This is a genomic window from Salinisphaera sp. LB1, assembly GCF_003177035.1.
Taxonomy (GTDB): Bacteria; Pseudomonadota; Gammaproteobacteria; order Nevskiales; family Salinisphaeraceae; genus Salinisphaera.
Genome location: NZ_CP029488.1, coordinates 30,749 through 51,032, shown reverse-complemented (window position 1 = coordinate 51,032; position 20,284 = coordinate 30,749). Strand labels below are relative to the sequence as shown.

Below are 20,284 nucleotides of genomic sequence, written 5' to 3'. Positions count from 1 at the left end.
CGGCGGCAGTCATCCCTCTCTAGCGCATGTCAGTGCAGAAGAGCCAGGATATGTCGCCAGAATCGGCCCTACTCGTTAGCCGAGACTTCGAGAAAGAAGGTCGTTCAGATCCTTCTTGCTGGCGTCAGCTGGGGTCAGCAGTCCGCTGCTCAGAGAACGCTTACGTTCAAGTAAGGCGTCTAGGTTCGTGTCGAAGCTTGTTTGCGGATAACTTGGATGAATCGCCATAGGGTAATAGACGTGCACCGGCTTGCTCTGGCCAATGCGAAAGACGCGGTCGGTACACTGGTCCTCGACTGCCGGGTTCCACCATCGCGATAGATGAATGACGTGGTTCGCGGCAGTAAGTGTCAGTCCGACACCAGCAGCCTTGGGCGAGAGGACTATCACATTGAATTCGCTTTCAGGGGATGCTTGAAACTCGTCGACAATCTTCTTGCGCCTTGCGGCCGTCGTCTGGCCGTTAATTCGGCTGGGAGGCCGTTCCATGTCGTAACGCCGTTGCAAGAAGGCCAGCAAATGATCCTGAAAGGCTCGATATTCTAGGAAAACGAGAGCTTTCTCACCGGCCGCGCGAATTCGATCTAACTCGCGAACCGTGGCATTGAGCCGGGCTGACCGTCTGATCGTGTTGTCGTCGAGTCCATCGTTTGTCACATCGTCCGGGGACAAGCTTACTTTTCGCAGATTTTGCAAGGCGATGAGCGCGCTTGAACGCCTTTCAGCGTTGGAACGAAGTGTTTGTAGTACATGCTCATAAGCTGCCGCCTGCTCCGTTGGCATCGACTCCTTGAGAGGGTGTACATGCTTTGCAGGCAGCCCCGTCAGCTGCTGTTCTTTCATCCGCCTGAGAATACGAGGTGGCGGATATTTTTCCAGCAGTGCCTCACGTAGTTCGGCCACTCGGTTGGCAGCAACTTCCGGCTCGCTCTTGTTGACTTCGGTCTCGTAACGGGACTGAAACTCTTTCAAGCTGCGAAGCTGGCCCGGCGCTATAGTATCAATGACCGACCAAAGGTCGGAAACACGGTTTTCGACTGGTGTACCGGTTAACGCTAGAAAGAAATCGGCGTGCACCGACTTTGCCATTTCGTGGGTGAGCGACACCGGATTTTTGATCTTCTGTACTTCATCAAATGCCGCGATCCCCCAACGAACATCGGCGAATAAGAGAATCTTGTCGCGCAGTGTTTCGTAGGTCGTCATGACCCAGCCGGCACGCGCAAACAATTCTTTGCGCTCGTGTTTGTGGAGTTGAGCGATTTCTTTCAATCGCGTGCCATAGGCGAAACAAAGCTCGCCAAGCCCAGGACGGGCGAGGTGGCGCTTTTCCTCATCCTCCCAGTTCTTCAGCAGACCTGTGGGGGCGACGACGAGAAAAGGGAGGCTGGCTGTACGCCGTTCGTTTTGTTCCTGTACCCAGGCTAGAAAGACGAGCGTCTGCAGTGTTTTTCCGAGGCCCATATCGTCCGCGAGTAGTGCGCCGTTCGAGCCGCAGGCCCAGTGCTCTTGAAGCCACCGCAGGCCATCTTTCTGATGGGGATAGAGCGAGGTCGTCTGAAGAACGGCGGGTAATCCGCCCGGCTCGCCGCGTTTGGGATGTGGGCGATGGTCAAATCCAACGGCCTCGAGATTGTCTTCAATTAAAGGAACTCGAGCATCTTGTTCGGGTTCGGGCTGTGTTCCGCCGGTTTCTTCGTGTGAATAGCTATCGGCGGAGGATTCTGACTGCTTCGACGGGCCATCTTCCGGACCAATACCGCTGGCCGTGTCCTCATATTTGGCGGTGGCGGCCTTGATTCGCTCCAGGCTCTCCTCGGAGACTGGTATGCGGTATTCGCCATGCTCGATTTCCACTGCGCCCGCATCGAGAGCTTCTTGCATACGAGCCCGCAAAGGCTCCGCGTCGGCAGTTGATACAGGAATAAGCTGGTTACCGAAGTCGACCAGAACCCCACCCGAGGCACCTTCGTCGGGAAACCAGTCGTTCTTACTTGGCAAACTGTAGGCGAACGTCTTCGGCTGCCATTCGCCAAGGCACCGGACGCGCTGACTCAGAAATTCGGGGGTTTCCTCGAATATCTCATTCAGTAGATCCGCCGATACGTCGTCGCCGAGTTCGTCTGCGATAAACCGCCTTGGATTGGCAATGAAAGCCAGGCGTTCGCCACGCGATCGCTGCTGGTAGTCCTTGACGACTTCCAACGCCCGTTCCACGGCAGGCGGCAGCGCGATATACCAGTTATCGCGCGTGACATAGCGTCGCGAGACCCGCGATGCACTCTGAAAGCGCTCGGCGAAGCTCTTTTGCGAGGCTGGCGGCAAGGCGGGTTCGAACGCGGCGTTCTCGTCCGAATCCATGGCGTCGCCGCCATCGACCTGATAACGCGGATCTTGTGAACGACGGTGTCGCAGGATCGGCTCGATCTCGCCGCGGGAATTGGCATCCAGCGTGAATGCATCGGCGCGTACGACATTGATTGTACGCAGTTGGCCGTCCACTTCGGCTGATTCGGGTAGCAGCTCCTTGAGACGTGCCCAGTGGAAAAGCCGCTTTTCAGCATCGGCAGATTCGGCGGTCTCGTTGAAGGCGTCGATCTCGCTGAGTATCGAGTGAAGAGGATAGAGAAGCGTGTGTCGCTCACGCCCCGCATGCATGATCGCTCCGGTACGTCGAACTCCCATGAGAGGCTGTCCGTTATGGCGCACCAGCTGATACTCAAAGCGAAAATCGCCGGTGGTGAGGACGCCTCGGCCTCGCAGACGAATTCTGAGCGGGGCGGCCGTCGGCAAGCCAAGCTGCGCTAGCTGTGCTTCACCCAGCGCTTCGATCTCGTCGTGGCTTACGGTTACCTCCTCCGCGTCCCTTTTATCCGTAACGGTCCGCTCAATTGTAGCCGTGAGTGGGGCGACGTTCGCCTTTTGTCCCTCGACCGTGAGCGGATCGGCGCGTGCCCAGAGAGAAACGGGAACCGGGCCATCAGCCGAGCTTAGGGTAAACCGAATGCCGGCGTCGCTACAGGACCATTCGAGCGTGCTAGTCACGAGGCATGAACTCCCGCTGGGTGACCGTTATGCCGGTCCAGTCACGAATTTCGTCTGCCAACCGACGCTGCCAGGAGCCCCCTTCGGCATGATGATGCGAGCCATCGAGTTCAGGCTCGCGGACGAGCCGGCCCCGGCTATAAGAGCGGCGATAGAACGGCGGGGCATTCGGGCTGTCGAGGTGCCAGATTCGATACTTTCCACTGTGACTCCACTCGGTAATCACCAGATCGCCGATCTGCATGATTAGAACAGCATGACTCGGCTGTGCGCCGCCGCCGGACATGAGTTCCCCATAGCTACCACGATCAATCTGGCTTAGCCGCGTTTGGGCTGTTTTACGTACCTCAGATCCCAACACCACCCAGGCGTTCTCGATCACCCCTTTGTTGAGGTACGCGCTCCAGAAGGCGTTTCGGTAGGGCCACATGCGGTCCGCGTTCGCGTCATGTTGACTCGCATCACTGACAATCCGGAAGAAATCCTTGAGTGTCGTATGCACCAACCAGCGGAGTAACACCGCCTTGGCAGCCGGGTCGACGCCGTGCCACTGTCCCGGTCTCGGCCGCGGATCGCCCAGCGTATCGATCAGAAAATGCTGAAGTTTGTTCTGTATCGATTTCGGCGGGTTGTTACTGACGAACGGTAGAAGCAAGGCATCCGCCAATCGCGCCCGAAGTGGCGGAAAACGCAGCGCGTCGCGGTTGTCTGTACTGCGAAAGAACGCGAACACGCGTTCAATGTACGGTGCGCCGTCGTACGTCGCCGCTCGCGACTCCAACGTATCCGATATTTGATCGAGCCATCGTTCGGCCGCGGCTACAATAAAGCCCTGCAGCCCAAGATCACCGATCAGACCAGCGTCTGCGAGCAGATCTTCAGAGCCCGTAGCCGTAGCCGCATCCAGCATAGTGGCGAATCGAGTCGGGCCATCGGCTTCGAGCAGTGAATATGCGGCACAGCGTTCGCGCAGGCGTTGTAAACGAGGAGACTTGCGTTGCGCTAATTCGCTATTCAGCAGCTGGCGTGTGCTTTCTTGTACGCCGGCGTCGGTTGGATGGTCGCGGAGAAAAACATGCACCAGCGCTCCGATCGTGCGATCGGAACCGCTGCGCGCGAGATAGTCGTAGTAGGCCGATAGCAGGCGTTTGCGCAACGCGAGCGGACTTTCTCCCTCAGACCACTTTCGAAATAGCACCCACGGCGCTCGCCGGACATGGCGCCGCGCCAGGCCCCTGATGTCGGGTTTATCCTTGTCGAGCGAGGCGAGCGTTCGATAAGTTTCCAACAGATCGTATTGATTCGGCTGCCGCGGTGTGACATCGCCAAGCTGGCGCTTGATCGCCGCCTGTGCCGCCTCGAGTCTCTTTGGTTGCCGAGGTTGCGCAAAGATCGCGGGCCATTCCATCAATTGCAGGGCTCGCTTTAATGCTGGCCGGAACGCCGCGTCACTCATCGCACGCCGGCCGCCTCCATATCGCGCTTGGGTTGGACGTCGCCGGTATGCTCAGGCGGCGTCATGATGAATCGCAATTCGATTCGACGTTGCCTCGGATCGTCGCTGGACCAATCAGGGCGATCGGCTCGAGGCCGCTCCGCGGCATAGCCGGATACACTGAACAGCGGTTGATCAATCGAATTGTCGAGTCCGGATATCGTCGGCTGAGCAGCTTTCATGATCTGAAAGCTCGCGATGGCGCGATCGGAGGATAGATTCCAGTTGGTATAGCCCGGCCGCTGGATCGGGCGACTATCCGTGTGGCCTTCGATGAATATGGAATCCAGCTTGCCCTTTTTGTCCGGATCGCACTTCAAAGTTGCGGGCGGGTTCGATGCGTAGCAGGGAATGATCTCGCCAAGAACCGACGCAATCGTTTTCAGATGGATCTGACCCATGTCTGTCGGATCGCGGTCACCCAGCTGGAACGGCACCGCATCCTCGCCGAGAATCAATACCCCCGAATCAGCATTCAAGGTGACGGGGATGCCGCGATCGGCCAGTTGCGATTGAATGTGCTGCAGTAACGTCGAGCGAACCGCGTCGTTGTTCGTCAGCTTCTCGACCTGTGCCTGCTGTTCATGCTTTGCTTGCTTGAACTGGGTCACGAACACGACAAGCGTGATAATGAATATGAATAGCAGCCCGGCCATGATGTCGCTGACGGATACGAGGTAGCCGGCGTCTTCGTCTGCAAAAAAATCTCTGTCGGGGCGTCGCATCAGGCCACTCGTTCGCTCGAGAGCGTCTCCTCGAGCCCCTCCAGCATTTCATTCAATTCGCCAACAGCACCGGCCAGATCCGACGTGATGCTCGAGGTATGTTTATCCAGGTCCTTCACGTAGCCGTTCAAGCTCGAGGTGTATTGCGACAATCCGTCATGCAGCTCTTCGAATACGCTGGCGAGGCTCTCGTCAACTGATTCAAAGCGTTGCTCGTATCGGGACCATGCCTCGCCGAGCTGGGTCTGAATCGCTTCGATGCGACTGACCGACTCATGGATACCGTCGTGTACGGAAATGAACGATGTAGCCGTGTCTTTGATGGCTGATGCGCTTTCTTCGATGGCGCTCGCCGAACGGGCCACGGGCTCGGCCAATTGGCCGAAGTGTTCGCCGGCTGCGCGCATCGAATCCAGCGTTTCGCGGTTGTGCTCGGATATTTGACGGTGCTGCTCTGCCGCTTCGGCCGACGACTGAATGGTCGTATTGATCTGCTCGACCGTTTCGGACAGCCGTGTCGTCATTTCGGTCAGGCGCGTTCCGGCATCCTCACCGGCGCTGCGGAGTTCGCGCGCCACCTCTTCGACAGATGTGCCCAAGGTATCGCTCAGCGTTTTCAGCGCACGGCCGACTTCTGTGTTGAACGACTCCCGGCTGGTGGCCAAAGTCGATCGAAGATTATCGAGCGATTGTTCGTGCTGTGATTGCAGTGTGGCCTGTTGGGATCCGATGGTTGAGATCTGGCTGGTCAGTTTTTCGTTGAGTAATTCGAGTGTATGGCCGAGTGAGGATAGCTCCTGGCCCGCCGCGCCGCTTAGGGATGTCTGAAACTCCTTGAGCATGCGCTCGAGCATTTCAGTCGTGTCGTCCTTGCGTTGATCGCGCATTCCTTCGACGGCGTCCACGAGTTTTTCCAGCGTGGGACCGAGATTCGCGCTGAATTTTTCGCTGAGAGCGTCGGCAATCTGGAAGGCGAGATCGTTGGAAAAGACTTTAAGTGCCTGCGTCTGTTCCTTGCTTTCCTCTAGCTGATCGTTTGCCAGGCTTTCGACGGTTACACGCTTGAGTCGGGCATCCAGCGCATCCACGAAGCGCTGCACCGCGCCATCCAGCCGATGGATTCGCCCCTTCTCGTACAGGTTCAGGACGATCGAACAGACCATACCCGCAATCGACGTAAAAAACGCCAGCGAAGCGCCGCTTAGCAGTTGCTGTAGAGCGGCCTGCATCTTCACCGGGTCGTCCGAGCCCAGCCCATGGCTGGCCAGCGATATGCCGGCGGCAAGCCCGACGAACGTGCCTAGAATCCCCAGGCCAGTGAGAATATTCGGAAATGTATTGAAAAACCGAAGGTTGATGCGGTTCGAAGTAACACTGCCGAGATAGAAGTAGTCACCCGGTGATTGGGCGTTCCGTATGCCGCTGTCTCCCGACCAGGCATCGTAGATCAGCACTTCCCCGAACTCGCGCCACGCGTGGCCCAGAGTCCGGTTATCGGAGAGCTTCTCTTTAATGCTGTGAAACTCGGCCGCGAACGCGGCTTCGTCTTCAGGCACGCCTTCAACCAGGCGTGACGCCTGGCGCAGATCGCGCATGACCGGGCGCAGTTGGAGCTTGAACCATAGGCCGATCCCCAAAGTGATCAGCAGGATGGCCACAACAACGGATGCGGTCATATAGCTGGAAGTCAGCACCCCCGCCACGCTCAGCCAAGCAGACAATATATCCATCAAGTCCTCCCCCAAGGATTGATGCGTCGCCATATAACCCGTCAACGATAGCCCGAGCACGGCAAAACGGTCGCCGTGTGCGGCTCGGGTTGCCGCATTTTGGCGTTGAAAGGTGAGCGACGGTTAAGCGGTCAGTTTGCTACCGGAAATACGAGGTTGGCAAGATCATTTTTTGGGGCTTGGATGCCCGGTTGAGAGCGCCTTTGCTCATTCAGCGCAACAACAATAGCGCGCGCCACCGCAGGCTGTTTGCAAACAGGGGCGCGAACGCGGTGCGCCGCACAGCAGAGAAAACAGTCTGAGGCTTGTTTGTGACGTTGGTTGCTTCACTGACTAGTCAACATCCGTGACGGGCCGATGGTATCCCGCTCTCGATTAATCCGGTGCCGATCGGGCATATTGGGCCCGCACACGTACACGGGGGCCATGTGATAACCGGCGAAATTAAGAGCCAGATCGATCGGATCTGGGATATGTTCTGGTCGGGCGGGATTTCCAACCCGCTCGAAGTGATCGAGCAGATGACGTATCTGCTGTTCATCAAGCGGCTCGACGAGCTGCAGACGGTGCGCGAGAAGAAGGCCAGCCGGCTCGGGCGCTCGGTCGACAAGCCCATCTTCGGGCTGGATCAGCAGCACCTGCGCTGGTCGGTGTTTCACGAGCTGGGCGACGCCCAGAAGCTCTACAACACGGTCGCCGACGAGGTCTTCCCGTTCATCAAGACGCTGGGCGAGGGTGCGGGGCGCGACGGCGCGGATGCGACCTATTCGGCGCACATGAAGGATGCCCGTTTTACCATCCCGTCGCCGGCGCTGCTGGCCCGGGTGGTCGACGCGCTCGATGCGGTGCCGATGGACGATCGCGACACCAAGGGCGACGTGTACGAGTACATGCTGTCGAAGATCGCCAGTGCCGGCCAGAACGGCCAGTTCCGCACGCCGCGCCATATCATCAAGCTGATGGTGGACATGACCGCGCCCACGCCGGCCGACACCATCTGCGATCCGGCCTGCGGCACGGCCGGCTTTCTCGTGGCTGCCAGCGAATACCTCACCGAACACCACCAGGCCGAGATCTACGCCAGCGAAGACGCCGCGCACCGCTTCAACCACGACACCTTCCACGGCTTCGACTTCGACTCCACCATGCTGCGCATCGGCTCCATGAACATGCTGTTGCACGGTGTGGAGAACCCGGCGATCGAGAATCGGGACTCTTTAAGTGAAAGCCACGCCGCCGTTGCCGGCGAGTTCAGCCTGGTGCTGGCCAATCCACCGTTCGCCGGCTCGCTGGATTACGACAGCACGGCGAAAGACCTGCAGGCGATGGTCCGGACCAAGAAGACCGAGCTGTTGTTCATCTCTCTGTTCCTGCGCCTGCTCAAACCCGGCGGGCGAGCGGCCGTGATCGTGCCGGACGGGGTGCTGTTCGGCTCGTCGAAAGCCCACAAGAGCCTGCGCAAGACGCTTATCGAAGACCAGAAGCTCGAAGCCGTCTGAACCGCCCCGGGTTTACCGGAGACTCGTGGGTTTGAGTCATGCCACTTTGGCAGACCCGTCGATTGTGTCATAGAAGTTGGCTTCAGCCTCGGCCGGCGGCATATCACCGATCGGCTCGAACAGCCGCTGATTATTGAACCAGTCGACCCAGTCCAGCACCGCGAACTCGACGGCGGCAAGGTGAGGCCACGGCCCGTCGTGCTGACGGATGACTTCCGTCTTGAACAGGCCGATCACGGTCTCGGCCAGCGCGTTATCGTATGAACTGCCGACGCGGCCGGCCGACGGGGTGATACCGACATCCGCCAGGCGTTCGCTATAGCGAATTGACAGGTATTGCACCCCGCGGTCGGTGTGCTGAATCAGGCGCTGGCCGGGTTGCCGGTCATGGATGGCCTGCTCGAGCGCGTCGAGCACGAGGCCCGTGTTGGGGGCGCTCGAAACGCGCCAGCCGACAATGCGACGCGCGAACGCATCGATAACAAACGCTGCATAAACAAAGCCGTGCCGGGTCGGGCAGTACGTAAAATCGGCCACCCAGAGCCGATCGGGTCGGGCGGCTGTGAAGTCACGCTGGACGTGGTCGCCCGGGCTCGGTTGGTTGGGGTCGGAAGTGGTCGTTTTCGGCGTGCGCCCGCGCACAGCGCCTTGCAAGCCCATCTGACGCATCAGACGCTCGACCGTGCACCGAGCCACCGACCAACCCTCACGCTGCAACTGCAGCCAGACTTTGCGGGCGCCATAGACGCAACGATTGGCCTCCCAGGCCTGCTGGATGGCGTCGCTCAAGACCCTCTCACGTCGGTCCCGCTTCGAACGGCGAGCCGGGTCGGTTTGCCGGGCCTTGGCGGCATAGTAGGTCGACGGTGCGATCGGCAGCACACGGCAGATCGGCCCGACACCGTAGACCCGGCGATAATCGTCGATGAACGTCACCATCACTTGTGTCGGCGGTCGAGCTCCGCCTGGGCAAAATAGGCCGAAGCCTTGCGCAGGATCTCATTGGCCCGTTTCAACTCACGGTTCTCACGCTCAAGCGCCTTGATGCGCTCGCGCTCTTCCGTGCTCTGGCCATTGCGCAGCCCGCGGTCCCGTTCGGCCTGGCGAACCCAACTGCGCAGCGTCTCGGGCGTACAGCCGATCTTGCCGGCGATCGAACCGATCGCCGCCCACTGCGAGCTGTAGTCCGCCTGATGCTCAAAGACCATGCGAACCGCTCGTTCACGGACTTCCGGGGAATAAGGTTTCCGCTGTTTCATGCTCCAATTCTCTCAAGAGTTGGAGTCTCCAGCATTCCCGGGGCGGTTCACGTCATCGCCATGCCTTCGGGCGTGTTCAAGCCCTACGCCGGGGTCTCCACCGCCATCCTCATCTTCACCAAGACCGAATCCGGCGGCACCGACCACGTCTGGTTCTATCACATGCAGGCCGACGGTCTGTCGCTGGACGACAAACGCACGCTGCTCACGCCCAAACAGGGCGAGAGCGAGCACAGCGTCAACAACCTGCCGGATATTCTGGCCCGCTGGCGCTCCTTGACCGACGCTTCGGCGGACGGTGAAACGGGGCGCGACGTCGAACTCAACCGCGAGCGCACCGAGCAGAGTTTTCTCGTGCCCAAGGCGGAGATCGCCGAGAACGATTACGACCTGTCGATCAATCGGTACAAGGAGATTGTTTACGAGGAGGTGGAATATGATCCGCCGGCGAAGATTTTAGGCGAGTTGCGTGCGCTTGAGTCCCAGATCGAAACGGGCCTGGACGAGTTGGAGGCTTTACTTGAGCGCTAGCGTGGAAGAAATTGCCTTGCCACTCGAACCGGGTGAGCAAAAATGGCGATCAGTGAGGCTGGCTGATTGTTGTTCGATCGTGTCGGGCGGGACGCCGAAGTCGTCGGAAGCCTCTTATTGGAACGGCGATATTCTCTGGGCGACTCCGAAAGACTTAACTGAACTGGACTCGAAATATATATCCAGTACGCCGCGAACGATCACAGAGTCTGGTTATGCCAAGTCGTCGGCAAATATGCTTCCGGCTCAGTCTGTGTTGTTCAGTTCCAGAGCGCCTATCGGCCATGTCGCGATTAATACGGTGCCGATGTGTACGAATCAGGGCTTTAAGAGCCTGGTTCCTGATCCCAATCAGATCGTTCCTGATTACTTGTATTACTGGCTAAGAGCGAATAAAGCGCAGCTTCAGGCACTTGGTAATGGGGCGACCTTCAAGGAAGTCTCGAAGACGGTTATTTCCAAAGTTGAAATACCGCTTCCACCCATCGAAGAACAACGCCGCATCGCCGCGATTCTGGACAAGTCCGACGCGTTGCGGGCCAAGCGCCGCGAGGCCATCGCCAAGCTCGATCAACTGCTCCAGTCGGTTTTTCTGGAGATGTTCGGCTCACCACGCGACTCTTCATACCCGTTAGCTAGTCTCGACGAACTTTGTACCAAGATCACCGATGGGTCGCATATTACTCCGACTTATGTAATCGACGGTGTCCCATTCTTGCGAGTTACGGATATTCAATCGAGCAATATCGACTGGGCCAAAACAAAATATGTATCTGCTCAAGAACACCAGCGGCTTACCAAGAGATCAAAGCCTGAAGTAGGCGATGTCCTATATTCGAAGAACGGGACTATAGGTATTCCGAAGTTGGTCGATTGGGAACGCGAATTTAGTATTTTTGTCAGCCTCGCCCTACTCAAGCCTAGGCACGAAAAGATTCGAGGCGGTTTCCTTGAGTCATTTCTTGCTACGCCGTTCGCGTTGAGAGAAGCAAAGCGTCACTCTAAGACTGGCACTGTTACGAACCTCCATCTGACCGAGATACGAAAAATCCGATTACCGCTGCCGCCACTCGCCGCTCAAGACAGATATATAGCACTACGCGAAGCTATCCAGTCTCATTCAAGGCGTTTAGCGCGTGCTCAACTTCGACTGGATGAGCTAATGGCGTCGATCCAGCAACGAGCCTTTTCGGGCCGACTTTAACCATGACCAACTTCCAGTTCCTCCGCCCCGAATTCGCCTCGCTCTACGAGCCGGCTGCCGATGCGGAGCAACTGGCCCATTCTGATCCGCGTGCCGCCTGCATGCGGATTCGCTTCGCGCTGGAACGGGCAGTGCACTGGTTGTACGACTATGATCGCAGTCTGCGCCGGCCGTATGATCGCGGCCTGCATGCGCTGCTGAGCCAGCCGGAGTTCGAGGCGCTGCTGCCGCCGCCGGTGCTCCAGAAGGCGCGGCTCATCCAGAAGCAGGGCAATCAGGCGGTGCACTCCAACCGTGTCGTGCGGACGCGCGATGCGTTGCAGCTCTGTCGCGATCTGTTTCATGTGCTGTTCTGGCTGGCGCGCACCTATACCCGGGCGTCGGACCCCAAGGCCATCGAAGCAACGTTCGATGCCCAGCGCATTCCGTACTTTGTGGCCAGCGACGAGGCGGTCGCCTTTACCCGCGATGAGCTGAAGAAACAGGAACAGCAGTTCGCGGATAGGCTCGCCGCCGAGCGGGCCGATCTGGATGCGCGCGAGGCCGAGATTGCCCGGCGTTCGCGGAATCTCGACGAACAGGAAGCCGCGCTGGCGGACGTGAACGCCGAACTGGTGCGCGTGCGCGCCGAGCTGGCCGAGGCCAAGGCGCGCAACATCGCGGTGCCGGATACGCACGATTACGACGAGTTGGCCACGCGCCAGCAGATCATCGACGTGCTGCTGGCCGAAGCCGGCTGGACCGTCGGCGCGGATGCCAGCGCTGAATATCCGCTCACCGGCATGCCGAGCAATACGGGCGACGGCTACGCCGACTATGTGCTCTGGGGCGAAGACGGCCAGCCGCTGGCGGTGGTCGAAGCCAAGCGGGCGCTGGCCGACCCGGAGATCGGGCGCCAGCAGGCCAAGCTCTATGCCGATTGCCTGGAAGCGATGAAAGGCCAGCGGCCGGTCATGTTCTATACCAACGGCTACCAGACGTGGCTGTGGGACGATTGCCGGGCCGCGCCGCGGCAGGTGCAAGGGTTTTTCACGCGCGAGGAACTGGCGACGATGGTGCGCCGCCGGACCATGGCGGACGACCCGGCGACGCATGCGGTCAAGCGCGACATCGTCGAGCGGCCGTATCAGCAGCGGGCGATTGCCGCGCTCTGCGATGCGTTCACCGCCGGCAAGCGGCGCGGCCTGCTGGCGATGGCCACCGGCACCGGCAAGACGCGCACGGCCATCGCGTTGGTTGATCTGCTCATGCGGGCGAACTGGGTCAAGCGGGTGCTGTTTCTGGCCGATCGCAAAGAACTGGTCCGCCAGGCCAGCAATGCGTTCAAGGCGCATTTGCCGGAAGTCGCCACCGTCAATCTCGTACGCGAGAAGCACAGCGACGGGCGCGTGCATGTCTCCACCTACCCGACGATGATGAATCTGATCGACAAGGGGCAGGGTGCGGAAGGCGGCGAGGCGCGCCGTTTCGGTGTCGGCTTCTTCGATCTGGTGATCGTGGATGAAGCGCATCGCAGCGTGTACCAGAAATACGGCGCGATCTTCGATTATTTCGACAGTCTGCTGGTGGGCCTGACGGCGACGCCGCGCGACGAGGTGCATCGCGACACCTATCACTTGTTCGATCTCGAGCCCGGCGTGCCGACCGATGCCTACACGCTCGACGATGCCGTCGCCGACGGGTATCTCGTGCCGCCGCGTGCGATGAGCGTGCCGCTGAAGATGGTGCGCCAGGGCGTTCGCTATGCCGATCTCACGCCCGAGGAGCGCGAGCATTACGAGCAGCTCGAATGGCCGGTGGACGAGGCAACGGGCGAGGTGCTGATCCCCGACGAAGTCGATGCCGCGCAGATCAACAAGTTCCTGTTCAATGAGGACACGGTCGACAAGATGCTGCAGCGGCTGATGGCGCAGGGCATTCAGGTCGATGGCGGCGATACGGTCGGCAAGACTATCATCTTCGCTCGGAACGAGGCCCATGCGAAATACATCGCCGAGCGCTTCGATGCCAACTACCCGCAGTACAACGGGCATTTCGCGCGCAAGATCACGCACGCCGAGAAATACGCCGAATCTCTGATCGAGGACTTCAAGAAACCGAACGCCTATCCCCAGATCGCGATCTCGGTCGACATGCTGGATACCGGCATTGACGTGCCCGAGGTGGTCAATCTCGTGTTCTTCAAGCCCGTGCGCTCGAAGGTGAAATTCCTGCAGATGATCGGGCGCGGTACACGGCTGTGCCCGGATCTGTTCGGGCCGGGCAACGACAAGGCCGAGTTCGTCATCTTCGATTACTGCGAGAACTTCGAGTTCTTCAACGAGAACCCGGAGCTGCGCGAATCGGCGCCGGCCGAGCCGTTGCACAAGCGGCTGTTTGTGCAGCGCCTCGAAGTTCTGACACGGCTGAACGTCGAATCGGACGACACTGGCGTCGGCGACGAGGCGGGTGCGCCTCACGGCGATCTCGGCAATGACGATGAATTGCGTCGCGCGTTGAAGCAGACCCTACAGAGCGAAGTGGCGGCCATGAATACCGCCAACTTCATCGTCCGCCCGCAGCGCGAACATGTGGAACGCTTTCGGAATCCGGCGGCCTGGGCGAATCTGGACGACGAAGCCCAGGGCGTGCTCGCCAACCATGTCGCGGGCCTGCCGAGCGAGCGCCCGCACGAGGATATCTCGGCCCGGCTGTTCGATCTGACCTGCCTGAACCTGCAGGTGGCACGCCTCGACGGCGATGCCGGGCAGACACAGAAGCTCACTGAGCGTATTCAGGCGCTGGCCTCTGGTCTCGAATCCGCGCAGAACATCCCGGCCGTCAAAGCCCAGCTCGCCCTGATCCACGACGTGCAGACCAGTGAGTTCTGGGAAGACATTACGCTGCCGATGATCGAGAACGTGCGGCGGCGCCTGCGCGGACTGATCCAGTTCATCGAGAAGAAAGCCTTCAACCCAGTTTATTCAGCGCTCGACGACGAGATCGGCGAGGGCGAGGCCGTAAGCCTCGACGATTTCCAGACCGGCATCAATCTGGCGCAGTATCGCAAAAAGGTTGCGGCCTTCATTCGTGCGAATGAAGATCACGTGGCAATTGCCAAGCTCAAGCACAACCGCCCCCTGACCGCGAGCGATCTGGCGGAACTCGAACGGTTCGTGTTTGGCGCGGATGAGGTCGAAAGCCGCGAGCGGTTCAGCGAAGCGTTTGGTGAGGACCAGCCGCTCACCGTATTCATTCGCTCGCTGGTGGGGCTGGACCGCGCGGCCGCCCAGGCCGCGTTCGCCGACTTCATCAACGCCGAAAATCTAGGCGAACGACAGATTCGTTTCGTCGAAATGATCATCGAACAGTTGCGCGAAAACGGCACGATCGACCCCGGCTTATTGTACGAGCCGCCATTCACCGGCCTGCATCATTCCGGGCTCGATGGCGTGTTCCCGACCGATGCAGCCGATCGCGTGGTCGATATCGTTCGATCGGTGAATGCCAATGCCCGTTCAGCGCAGGATGCCGCGTAGCGGCCAGTAATACGACGGCATCAGCCGTTCGATCCGGGGGCTGGTCGCTGTAGCTGATATTCGTGACGTTGCCCTCTGTTAAAAAGGGTGGCGGGTCAACATGAGCGCTGCGTCGGGTCAGGGGGATAGCCGCAAGCCCGATTCGGCGGAGAATATTGCGGGCTTGGTTGCTTGTTATATCTGCCGGTAGATGAGAGACAGACCAATGAGTGTGCTGCTTACCCGGAGCGAGCACCGATCTTTCAGTGGTCGGCACCTGCCTTTACGCGGCCACGACGTACCTTTACGCGGCTCGCCCGGTCCACGGCCATGTTTCCGGCAACGTGGCCACGTTCGTACGCCAAGGCCCGGCTCTGGCTGCTGCTAATGCCTTCCCTAACGTTCTGCCAGATTACAACGCCTGAGACCGGCTGCTGACGGCGGCTAGGCGTGCCTCGGCTAGCCAACCGACGGCGGCGTCTGGCGCCATGTTGAGGGCGATCCGCAATGAGGGGGGACACCAGCCGCCCCGTGTGCGAGCCGCCGCTCGTCTAGTGTATGCGCTACAATGTAAATGAGACTTATCGAGCAAAAACGCCGACGACTGCGAGAATAGACCCCGGCATGATCAATTCTGACCGCGAGAGTTCGGCCTCGCAGACGCCCCTGTCATTAGGGAATGAGGGTGAGAAGGACGCGTCCGCTCGAGTCAAGGCGCGGCAACGTTTGAGGCTTCAGCGCACGGCTCTTGCCGTAGCCAATTACGCTGTCATCGCCTTCTATACTCTTTATCTCTATCTGAGTGGGCAACTACTCCTTTATCCGGCTATTGTGGTCTTTCTTTATCTAGCAGTCGTTGTTGCCTACTGCGTTTTTTTCTGGCTGATGGCGACCGGACGCAATCTGCGCCTCAAGGATCCGAGCCTGACGTGGCCACAACTAACGCTAGCTGCTGCGTTTGCGATCGTTTTGTTCGCCGCCAGTCGAACGATATTTGCTCAGGATCTTTATTTCATTTCATTTCTTATGTCGCTACTGTTCGGCTCTTTCCGTTTGAATTTAAAGCAAATATTAGCGACTGAACTTCCTGTTTTTGGCGGCTTTACGGCGATTTTGATACTGAAACACGACCACTTCCAGGAAACCCTCGGGGGTGCCGTCGCGCATGTTGCGATCTATTTTGCGTTGGCGGTGTGGATGATGTTTTTCGCCTCTTATATCAGCCGCTTACGGCTTGTTCTATCTGCACGAAATAAAGATCTAAGACAAGCCCTCGGCCGAATCAACGAAATAGCGACCAAGGACGAGCTGACGGGTGCGTACAACCGGCGTTTCATACTGGCTGCGCTAGAGCGGGAGATCGAGCGAGCGAAGCGGTCGGGTGAGCCGTTTTCCGTGTGCCTGCTCGATGTCGACAATTTCAAGGGAATTAACGACGGGTACGGCCACTTGGTGGGTGATGACATTCTCCGCGAATTGGTCGAGCGTATTAGCGAGTGTATCCGGGGTGCCGACGAGCTGCAGCGATGGGCTAAAGACCGTATGCTGAGCCGATTCGGGGGCGAGGAGTTCCTGTTGGCTCTGCCGCTGACTGATCTGCAGGGGGCTTACACTTGCGCCGAGCGTGTCCATAACGCCATCGGTTCGCATCCTTTCAAAACGAAAGCAGGCACCGTCAAGGTGAGCGCATCCCTGGGCATCGCCGAATATTGCAGCGCGCATGACACCATCGAAAATCTGCTCGGACGGGCCGACGCTGCGCTATACAAAGCCAAGGATAATGGTCGTGATCGGGTCGAGGTCTCGCTGACTCCTGAACCAGCAGGGCAAAGTGTGGACCCGACCCTGGCTCGTTAACGGGGCGCCCAGATAATCCCCTCCTGAGGCTGTCTCGCGCCGTTGTAGCGATGGCCTCAAGGCGAACCGCGACTGGAATACTGCCGCGCGAACCCTGCGCGTCGACTGGCGTAATCTTGCGTGCAAGAATTTTGAGCCCCTTAGAGGGTGTTTACAAAATCAAGCGATTGCTGTGAGCCGCCGCGCCAGCATTCGGGCGCCGGTGAGCCAGACCCAGGCCTCCGACACATCGGTGCGCCGGTCGTGATGCATCACCAGTCGCCGGGATCGTTCGTCCCAGCCGTACGTGCGCTCGACGACTCAGCGCTTGGGTAGCACCACAAACCCGTTGCTGTCGGCGATGACCGGGAACATTTCGCCTTGATCGGGATGGCGCCAGCCGCCGCTCTGAGCGTTTGCCGGATGGCGCACGACGTCTACGTTGAGTTGATGCTCGTCACGCAGAATCGCGGCACACTGGCCGGCGTAGCCATTATCGACATACAGGATTTCGATACTCGGATATTTGCCCATGGCCTGGGCGACCGGTCCATGCGCAGCATCACGGTCCTGAACACTCGCCGCGGTAACCGTGACCGCGATCAACAAGCCCAGCGTATCCACGATCAGATTGCGTTTGCGGCCTTTGACTTTCTTGCCCGCATCAAAGCCGCTGGGGCCGCCCTGCGGCGAACTCCGCGTCGATTGGGCATCCAGCACCGCCGCACTCGGCTCGGCCGAGCGGCCTTCGTGATGGCTATCGCCCGTATATCGTCCATTTCCCGCATCACGTCAGCACGGTAACCGGCGGTAATTTTCTGGTCGGCGAGATTCTCGGCGCGGCCGCCGACGCGGCCGATGGTGCCAACGGTTATCAGAGGCCGAAGAAGCTCGACGTAGCGATGGTGCCGCTCGCGGCCGGCACGACCCAGGCCGAGGCCAAGCCGGTGATCTTCAACGCCGGCAGGGCGTCCGGCGGCCAAAAGTCGGGCGGCACCCCGGAGGAGCGCGCTCAAAAACTGGCGCGATGGCCAGCGCCTCGTCGTAACTTCGGCCCCCGGGATGAACGAGTACTCGCAAACGCGGCAAGGCATCGGCTAATGAAGCACCGCCAGACGAAAGCGACGGCCATCGAAACGGACGGCGGACACGGGCGAGTTCCCGTGCCGGCCGGTGGGATCTAGGTGTGATCTTTCAGTAGGTTGTTCATCCGAGCCGACCGCCCTGAAACTGATGGGTGTCGAATCCTTCAAGCTTCAGGAGTGACCCGGATGAACACCCACAAGAATGCGCGTTTGACCGTTCATGGTCGAGACCTGTGGGTCCGTCGAATCCTTCAACATGGTCACCGGGCGCTGTAGGATGCCTGCCGAGTCGGGGCGGCGCTGTGCGGCAAGCTCAAGCCGTACCGGCAGTTTGAGTTGCGTTTCATCGGCGAGATACGCGCTTTTGCGCGCTTGCCGGTCCATATCGCCGCGATCCGCGACTAGTCCAGATTGGCCAGGTCGCTACACTTAGCGATCCTTTTCCGGTTCGTGTTCGGTTAGCCGATCTCGTATGTCATCAACGATGACTGCCGGTTTTTCCGGGTTTTCCATCTTGATCTGGCGCAGTGCCTCGTCGCTGGGGAATTCCTCGTTGTGCTTTATCGGGAAAAGCCGCTGATGCATCCGGTTGATGGCGATGTGTATGGCCATCGTCTCCGACACGCCGAGCTTTTTCGCCACTTCCTTCAGGGTCGCGCGATCGGCTCCGTGTTCGCTTCCTTCGTCTCGAAATCTGACAAGCAACGGTTTGGACATGGCGGGCTCCTTGCAGACCGGGCTCTGATATATCTAAAAGATATCATACAGGCCCGGCCTGCAATTCGCCCGCGCTTCCCGGTTGGGAGGAAGCGATCAGACAGCGCGGCTACTCAGCGCGCACCGTAAACGCTGTGAATCCACCTGCCGCGTTTGTCTCCATGGCCGAGGTCGAGGCTCGCCGCAGCGCGCGCTTCGGGCTCGGAGTAGCCTTGGGAGCGGTAATAGGCCATTCGCTCCTGGCATAGCGATAGCGCGCGCTGTGCGGGCTTTGGCGGCCTGTGAGCCTGGCCTCCCTGAGCTCACGCTCATAGCGCGATTTCGCGCCTTGCTCCGTTGTAGATTTAGAACTTATCCGTAAATAATGTCTTGATTAGGCCCGAAACTCAGCCAGTCTGAGCCGGTTTTCAGCCCAAGCTGCGGTGGTGGCTGCGGCGCGGATGAGTCGGGGCAGGATAGACCGCGAGTCATAGCGGCGGTTGAACCGGCACTGGAAGTCGGCCAGATAGCGCGATGCGGACTTGGCAAACTTGAATGCGTGGTAGGTGCCGGTGATCGTATTCTTGAGGTTGCCCCGCATGATGTTGACCCATCGGAATTCGGGATGGGTGGCCGAGGCGCGGCCTGAGCCCGTGACGATCGCCAGATGACTCGCGACTTCCGCACGCAGCGCCCGAAACGCCGGCAGCCCGTCTGATACGGCCTCGGTGTCTGCCGTCAGCGCATCGTTGGCCCAGCCAGCCACCGCCTCGGATGTGAAGGGCATACAACAGATCACGACTTGATGCGGCTTGCCCTCGTCCACGGTCGAGACCGCCATGACGAACGGAATCTTGTTCGGCGATCCCCAGCCGTGTTGGCCGGGCTCAGCGGCTCGCTCACTGCCCAGGTAGGCGTCATCGATCTCGACCCGACAACTGGCGCCTGGATTCACGCTCGACCATCGCCTGCATCAGTTTCTGCTTGATCCGCCAGGCCGATCGGTAACTCACCCCGAGCTGGCGTCGCAACTCGAGTGCCGACACGTTGTTCTTGGCCTGGGTCATCCGATGCATGGCCAGAAACCAGGTCGTCAAGGGGAGTTGGGTCGAGGCGAAGATCGTGCCGGAGGTCACTGTGCTCTGATGCCGACATCGCTGGCACTGCCAGAGCGTGCGGCCGGCGCGCTCGAACGTCGTATGCCGCCGGCCACGACACGCCGGGCAAGCAAAGCCACTCGGCCAACGGTCGGCAGCTACGGCCTGCTCACATTGCGCTTCGGTGCCATAGCGTTGCATGAACTCGGGCATCGACAACCCCGGCTGCATCTGGACGCGATTCGTCGCCATGACTTCTCTCCTCGGTTGTCATGGCCTTGATTATCCGGAGACGCTGGATGATTTCCTGACCCAGCTGAGTTTCGAGCCTAATCAAGTCCCGTTCAGTTCCCGAAACGAATCGACCTAGCTTCAAAAAAAGAAACGAACACGATGCTGCGAGAGCTGCCGCCAGCGACTGCCGTTTACAATCCCAACGAACAGGCCCGCGGGTAGAGGAGAAGTCCCCACGATAGCTAAGACAAAGCCTGCCAGCCGATGCTTCGACCTGCGAAAAGTGTCCTGAGACCTGGATATATCGATCACTGATGGTCGCGGATGCGGTTCCGCATGCGTATGGTCCTA

General features: G+C 59.4%; 10 protein-coding genes, 4 pseudogenes and 1 other annotated feature. Of the genes and pseudogenes, 6 read left to right on the top strand and 8 right to left on the bottom strand.

From position 1 onward, the window contains the following. Positions 1-75: 75 nt before the first annotated feature. The 4 genes from SALB1_RS00210 to zorA are packed head-to-tail and all read right to left on the bottom strand — an operon-like array spanning position 76 to position 6,995. Positions 76-3,045 carry a DEAD/DEAH box helicase gene (locus SALB1_RS00210; protein WP_109992022.1) on the bottom strand — a complete coding sequence of 990 codons (2,970 nt, stop codon included), beginning with the start codon at positions 3,043-3,045 and terminating at the stop codon, positions 76-78. Continuing rightward, positions 3,038-4,501, bottom strand: a complete 1,464-nt coding sequence (locus SALB1_RS00205; RefSeq protein WP_109992021.1) for an EH signature domain-containing protein — start codon at positions 4,499-4,501, stop codon at positions 3,038-3,040. Before SALB1_RS00205 ends, SALB1_RS00210 begins: the two co-directional genes overlap by 8 nt. Next, positions 4,498-5,265: an OmpA family protein gene (locus tag SALB1_RS00200; RefSeq protein WP_109992020.1), complete on the bottom strand. Its 768-nt coding sequence runs from the start codon at positions 5,263-5,265 to the stop codon at positions 4,498-4,500. Before SALB1_RS00200 ends, SALB1_RS00205 begins: the two co-directional genes overlap by 4 nt. Beyond that, positions 5,265-6,995 (bottom strand): anti-phage ZorAB system protein ZorA, encoded by a 1,731-nt coding sequence (gene zorA, locus SALB1_RS00195; RefSeq protein WP_109992019.1) that lies wholly within the window; start codon positions 6,993-6,995, stop codon positions 5,265-5,267. The genes SALB1_RS00200 and zorA overlap by 1 nt, the downstream gene beginning before the upstream one ends. A gap of 428 nt (positions 6,996-7,423) precedes the next feature. Between zorA and SALB1_RS00190 the strand changes: the two are divergent. Further along, positions 7,424-8,491 (top strand): annotated as a pseudogene (locus SALB1_RS00190) (N-6 DNA methylase); the annotation flags it as partial. A 39-nt stretch (positions 8,492-8,530) separates the two neighbouring features. On the opposite strand, the gene SALB1_RS00185 reads toward SALB1_RS00190, so the two are convergent. Beyond that, a protein-coding gene (locus SALB1_RS00185; protein ID WP_109992018.1) for an IS3 family transposase occupies positions 8,531-9,753 on the bottom strand; the annotation gives its coding sequence in 2 pieces (ribosomal slippage) (positions 8,531-9,468 and positions 9,468-9,753; 1,224 coding nt in all). Beyond that, positions 9,359-9,475 (bottom strand) — a sequence feature (AL1L pseudoknot). It overlaps the preceding gene by 117 nt. 51 nt (positions 9,754-9,804) lie before the next feature. Here SALB1_RS00185 and SALB1_RS00180 point away from each other — a divergent pair. The 4 genes and pseudogenes from SALB1_RS00180 to SALB1_RS00165 all read left to right on the top strand — a co-directional run. Next, a pseudogene (locus tag SALB1_RS00180) lies at positions 9,805-10,284 on the top strand (N-6 DNA methylase); the annotation flags it as partial. Position 10,285: 1 nt separating this feature from the next. Continuing rightward, positions 10,286-11,488 carry a restriction endonuclease subunit S gene (locus tag SALB1_RS00175; protein ID WP_145961200.1) on the top strand — a complete coding sequence of 401 codons (1,203 nt, stop codon included), beginning with the start codon at positions 10,286-10,288 and terminating at the stop codon, positions 11,486-11,488. A gap of 2 nt (positions 11,489-11,490) precedes the next feature. Further along, on the top strand, positions 11,491-15,006 hold the full coding sequence (locus SALB1_RS00170) for a DEAD/DEAH box helicase family protein (RefSeq protein WP_109992015.1): 3,516 nt from the start codon (positions 11,491-11,493) through the stop codon (positions 15,004-15,006). Positions 15,007-15,609: 603 nt separating this feature from the next. After that, positions 15,610-16,842: a GGDEF domain-containing protein gene (locus SALB1_RS00165; protein ID WP_158590553.1), complete on the top strand. Its 1,233-nt coding sequence runs from the start codon at positions 15,610-15,612 to the stop codon at positions 16,840-16,842. 159 nt (positions 16,843-17,001) lie between these two features. Here the strand turns inward: SALB1_RS00165 and SALB1_RS00160 are convergent. Beyond that, positions 17,002-17,571: pseudogene (locus tag SALB1_RS00160) on the bottom strand (transposase); the annotation flags it as partial. Positions 17,572-18,092: 521 nt separating this feature from the next. Between SALB1_RS00160 and SALB1_RS19775 the strand changes: the two are divergent. After that, entirely contained in the window at positions 18,093-18,182 is a 90-nt protein-coding gene (locus SALB1_RS19775) for a leucine zipper domain-containing protein (RefSeq protein ID WP_109992012.1), read from the top strand. Between the two features lie 153 nt (positions 18,183-18,335). Here SALB1_RS19775 and SALB1_RS00150 read toward each other — a convergent pair whose 3' ends face one another. Together SALB1_RS00150 and SALB1_RS00145 are read right to left on the bottom strand one after the other, a co-directional pair. Further along, entirely contained in the window at positions 18,336-18,623 is a 288-nt protein-coding gene (locus SALB1_RS00150; protein WP_109992011.1) for a hypothetical protein, read from the bottom strand. 373 nt (positions 18,624-18,996) lie between these two features. Beyond that, positions 18,997-19,951, bottom strand: a pseudogene (locus SALB1_RS00145) (IS1595 family transposase). Positions 19,952-20,284: the final 333 nt, after the last annotated feature.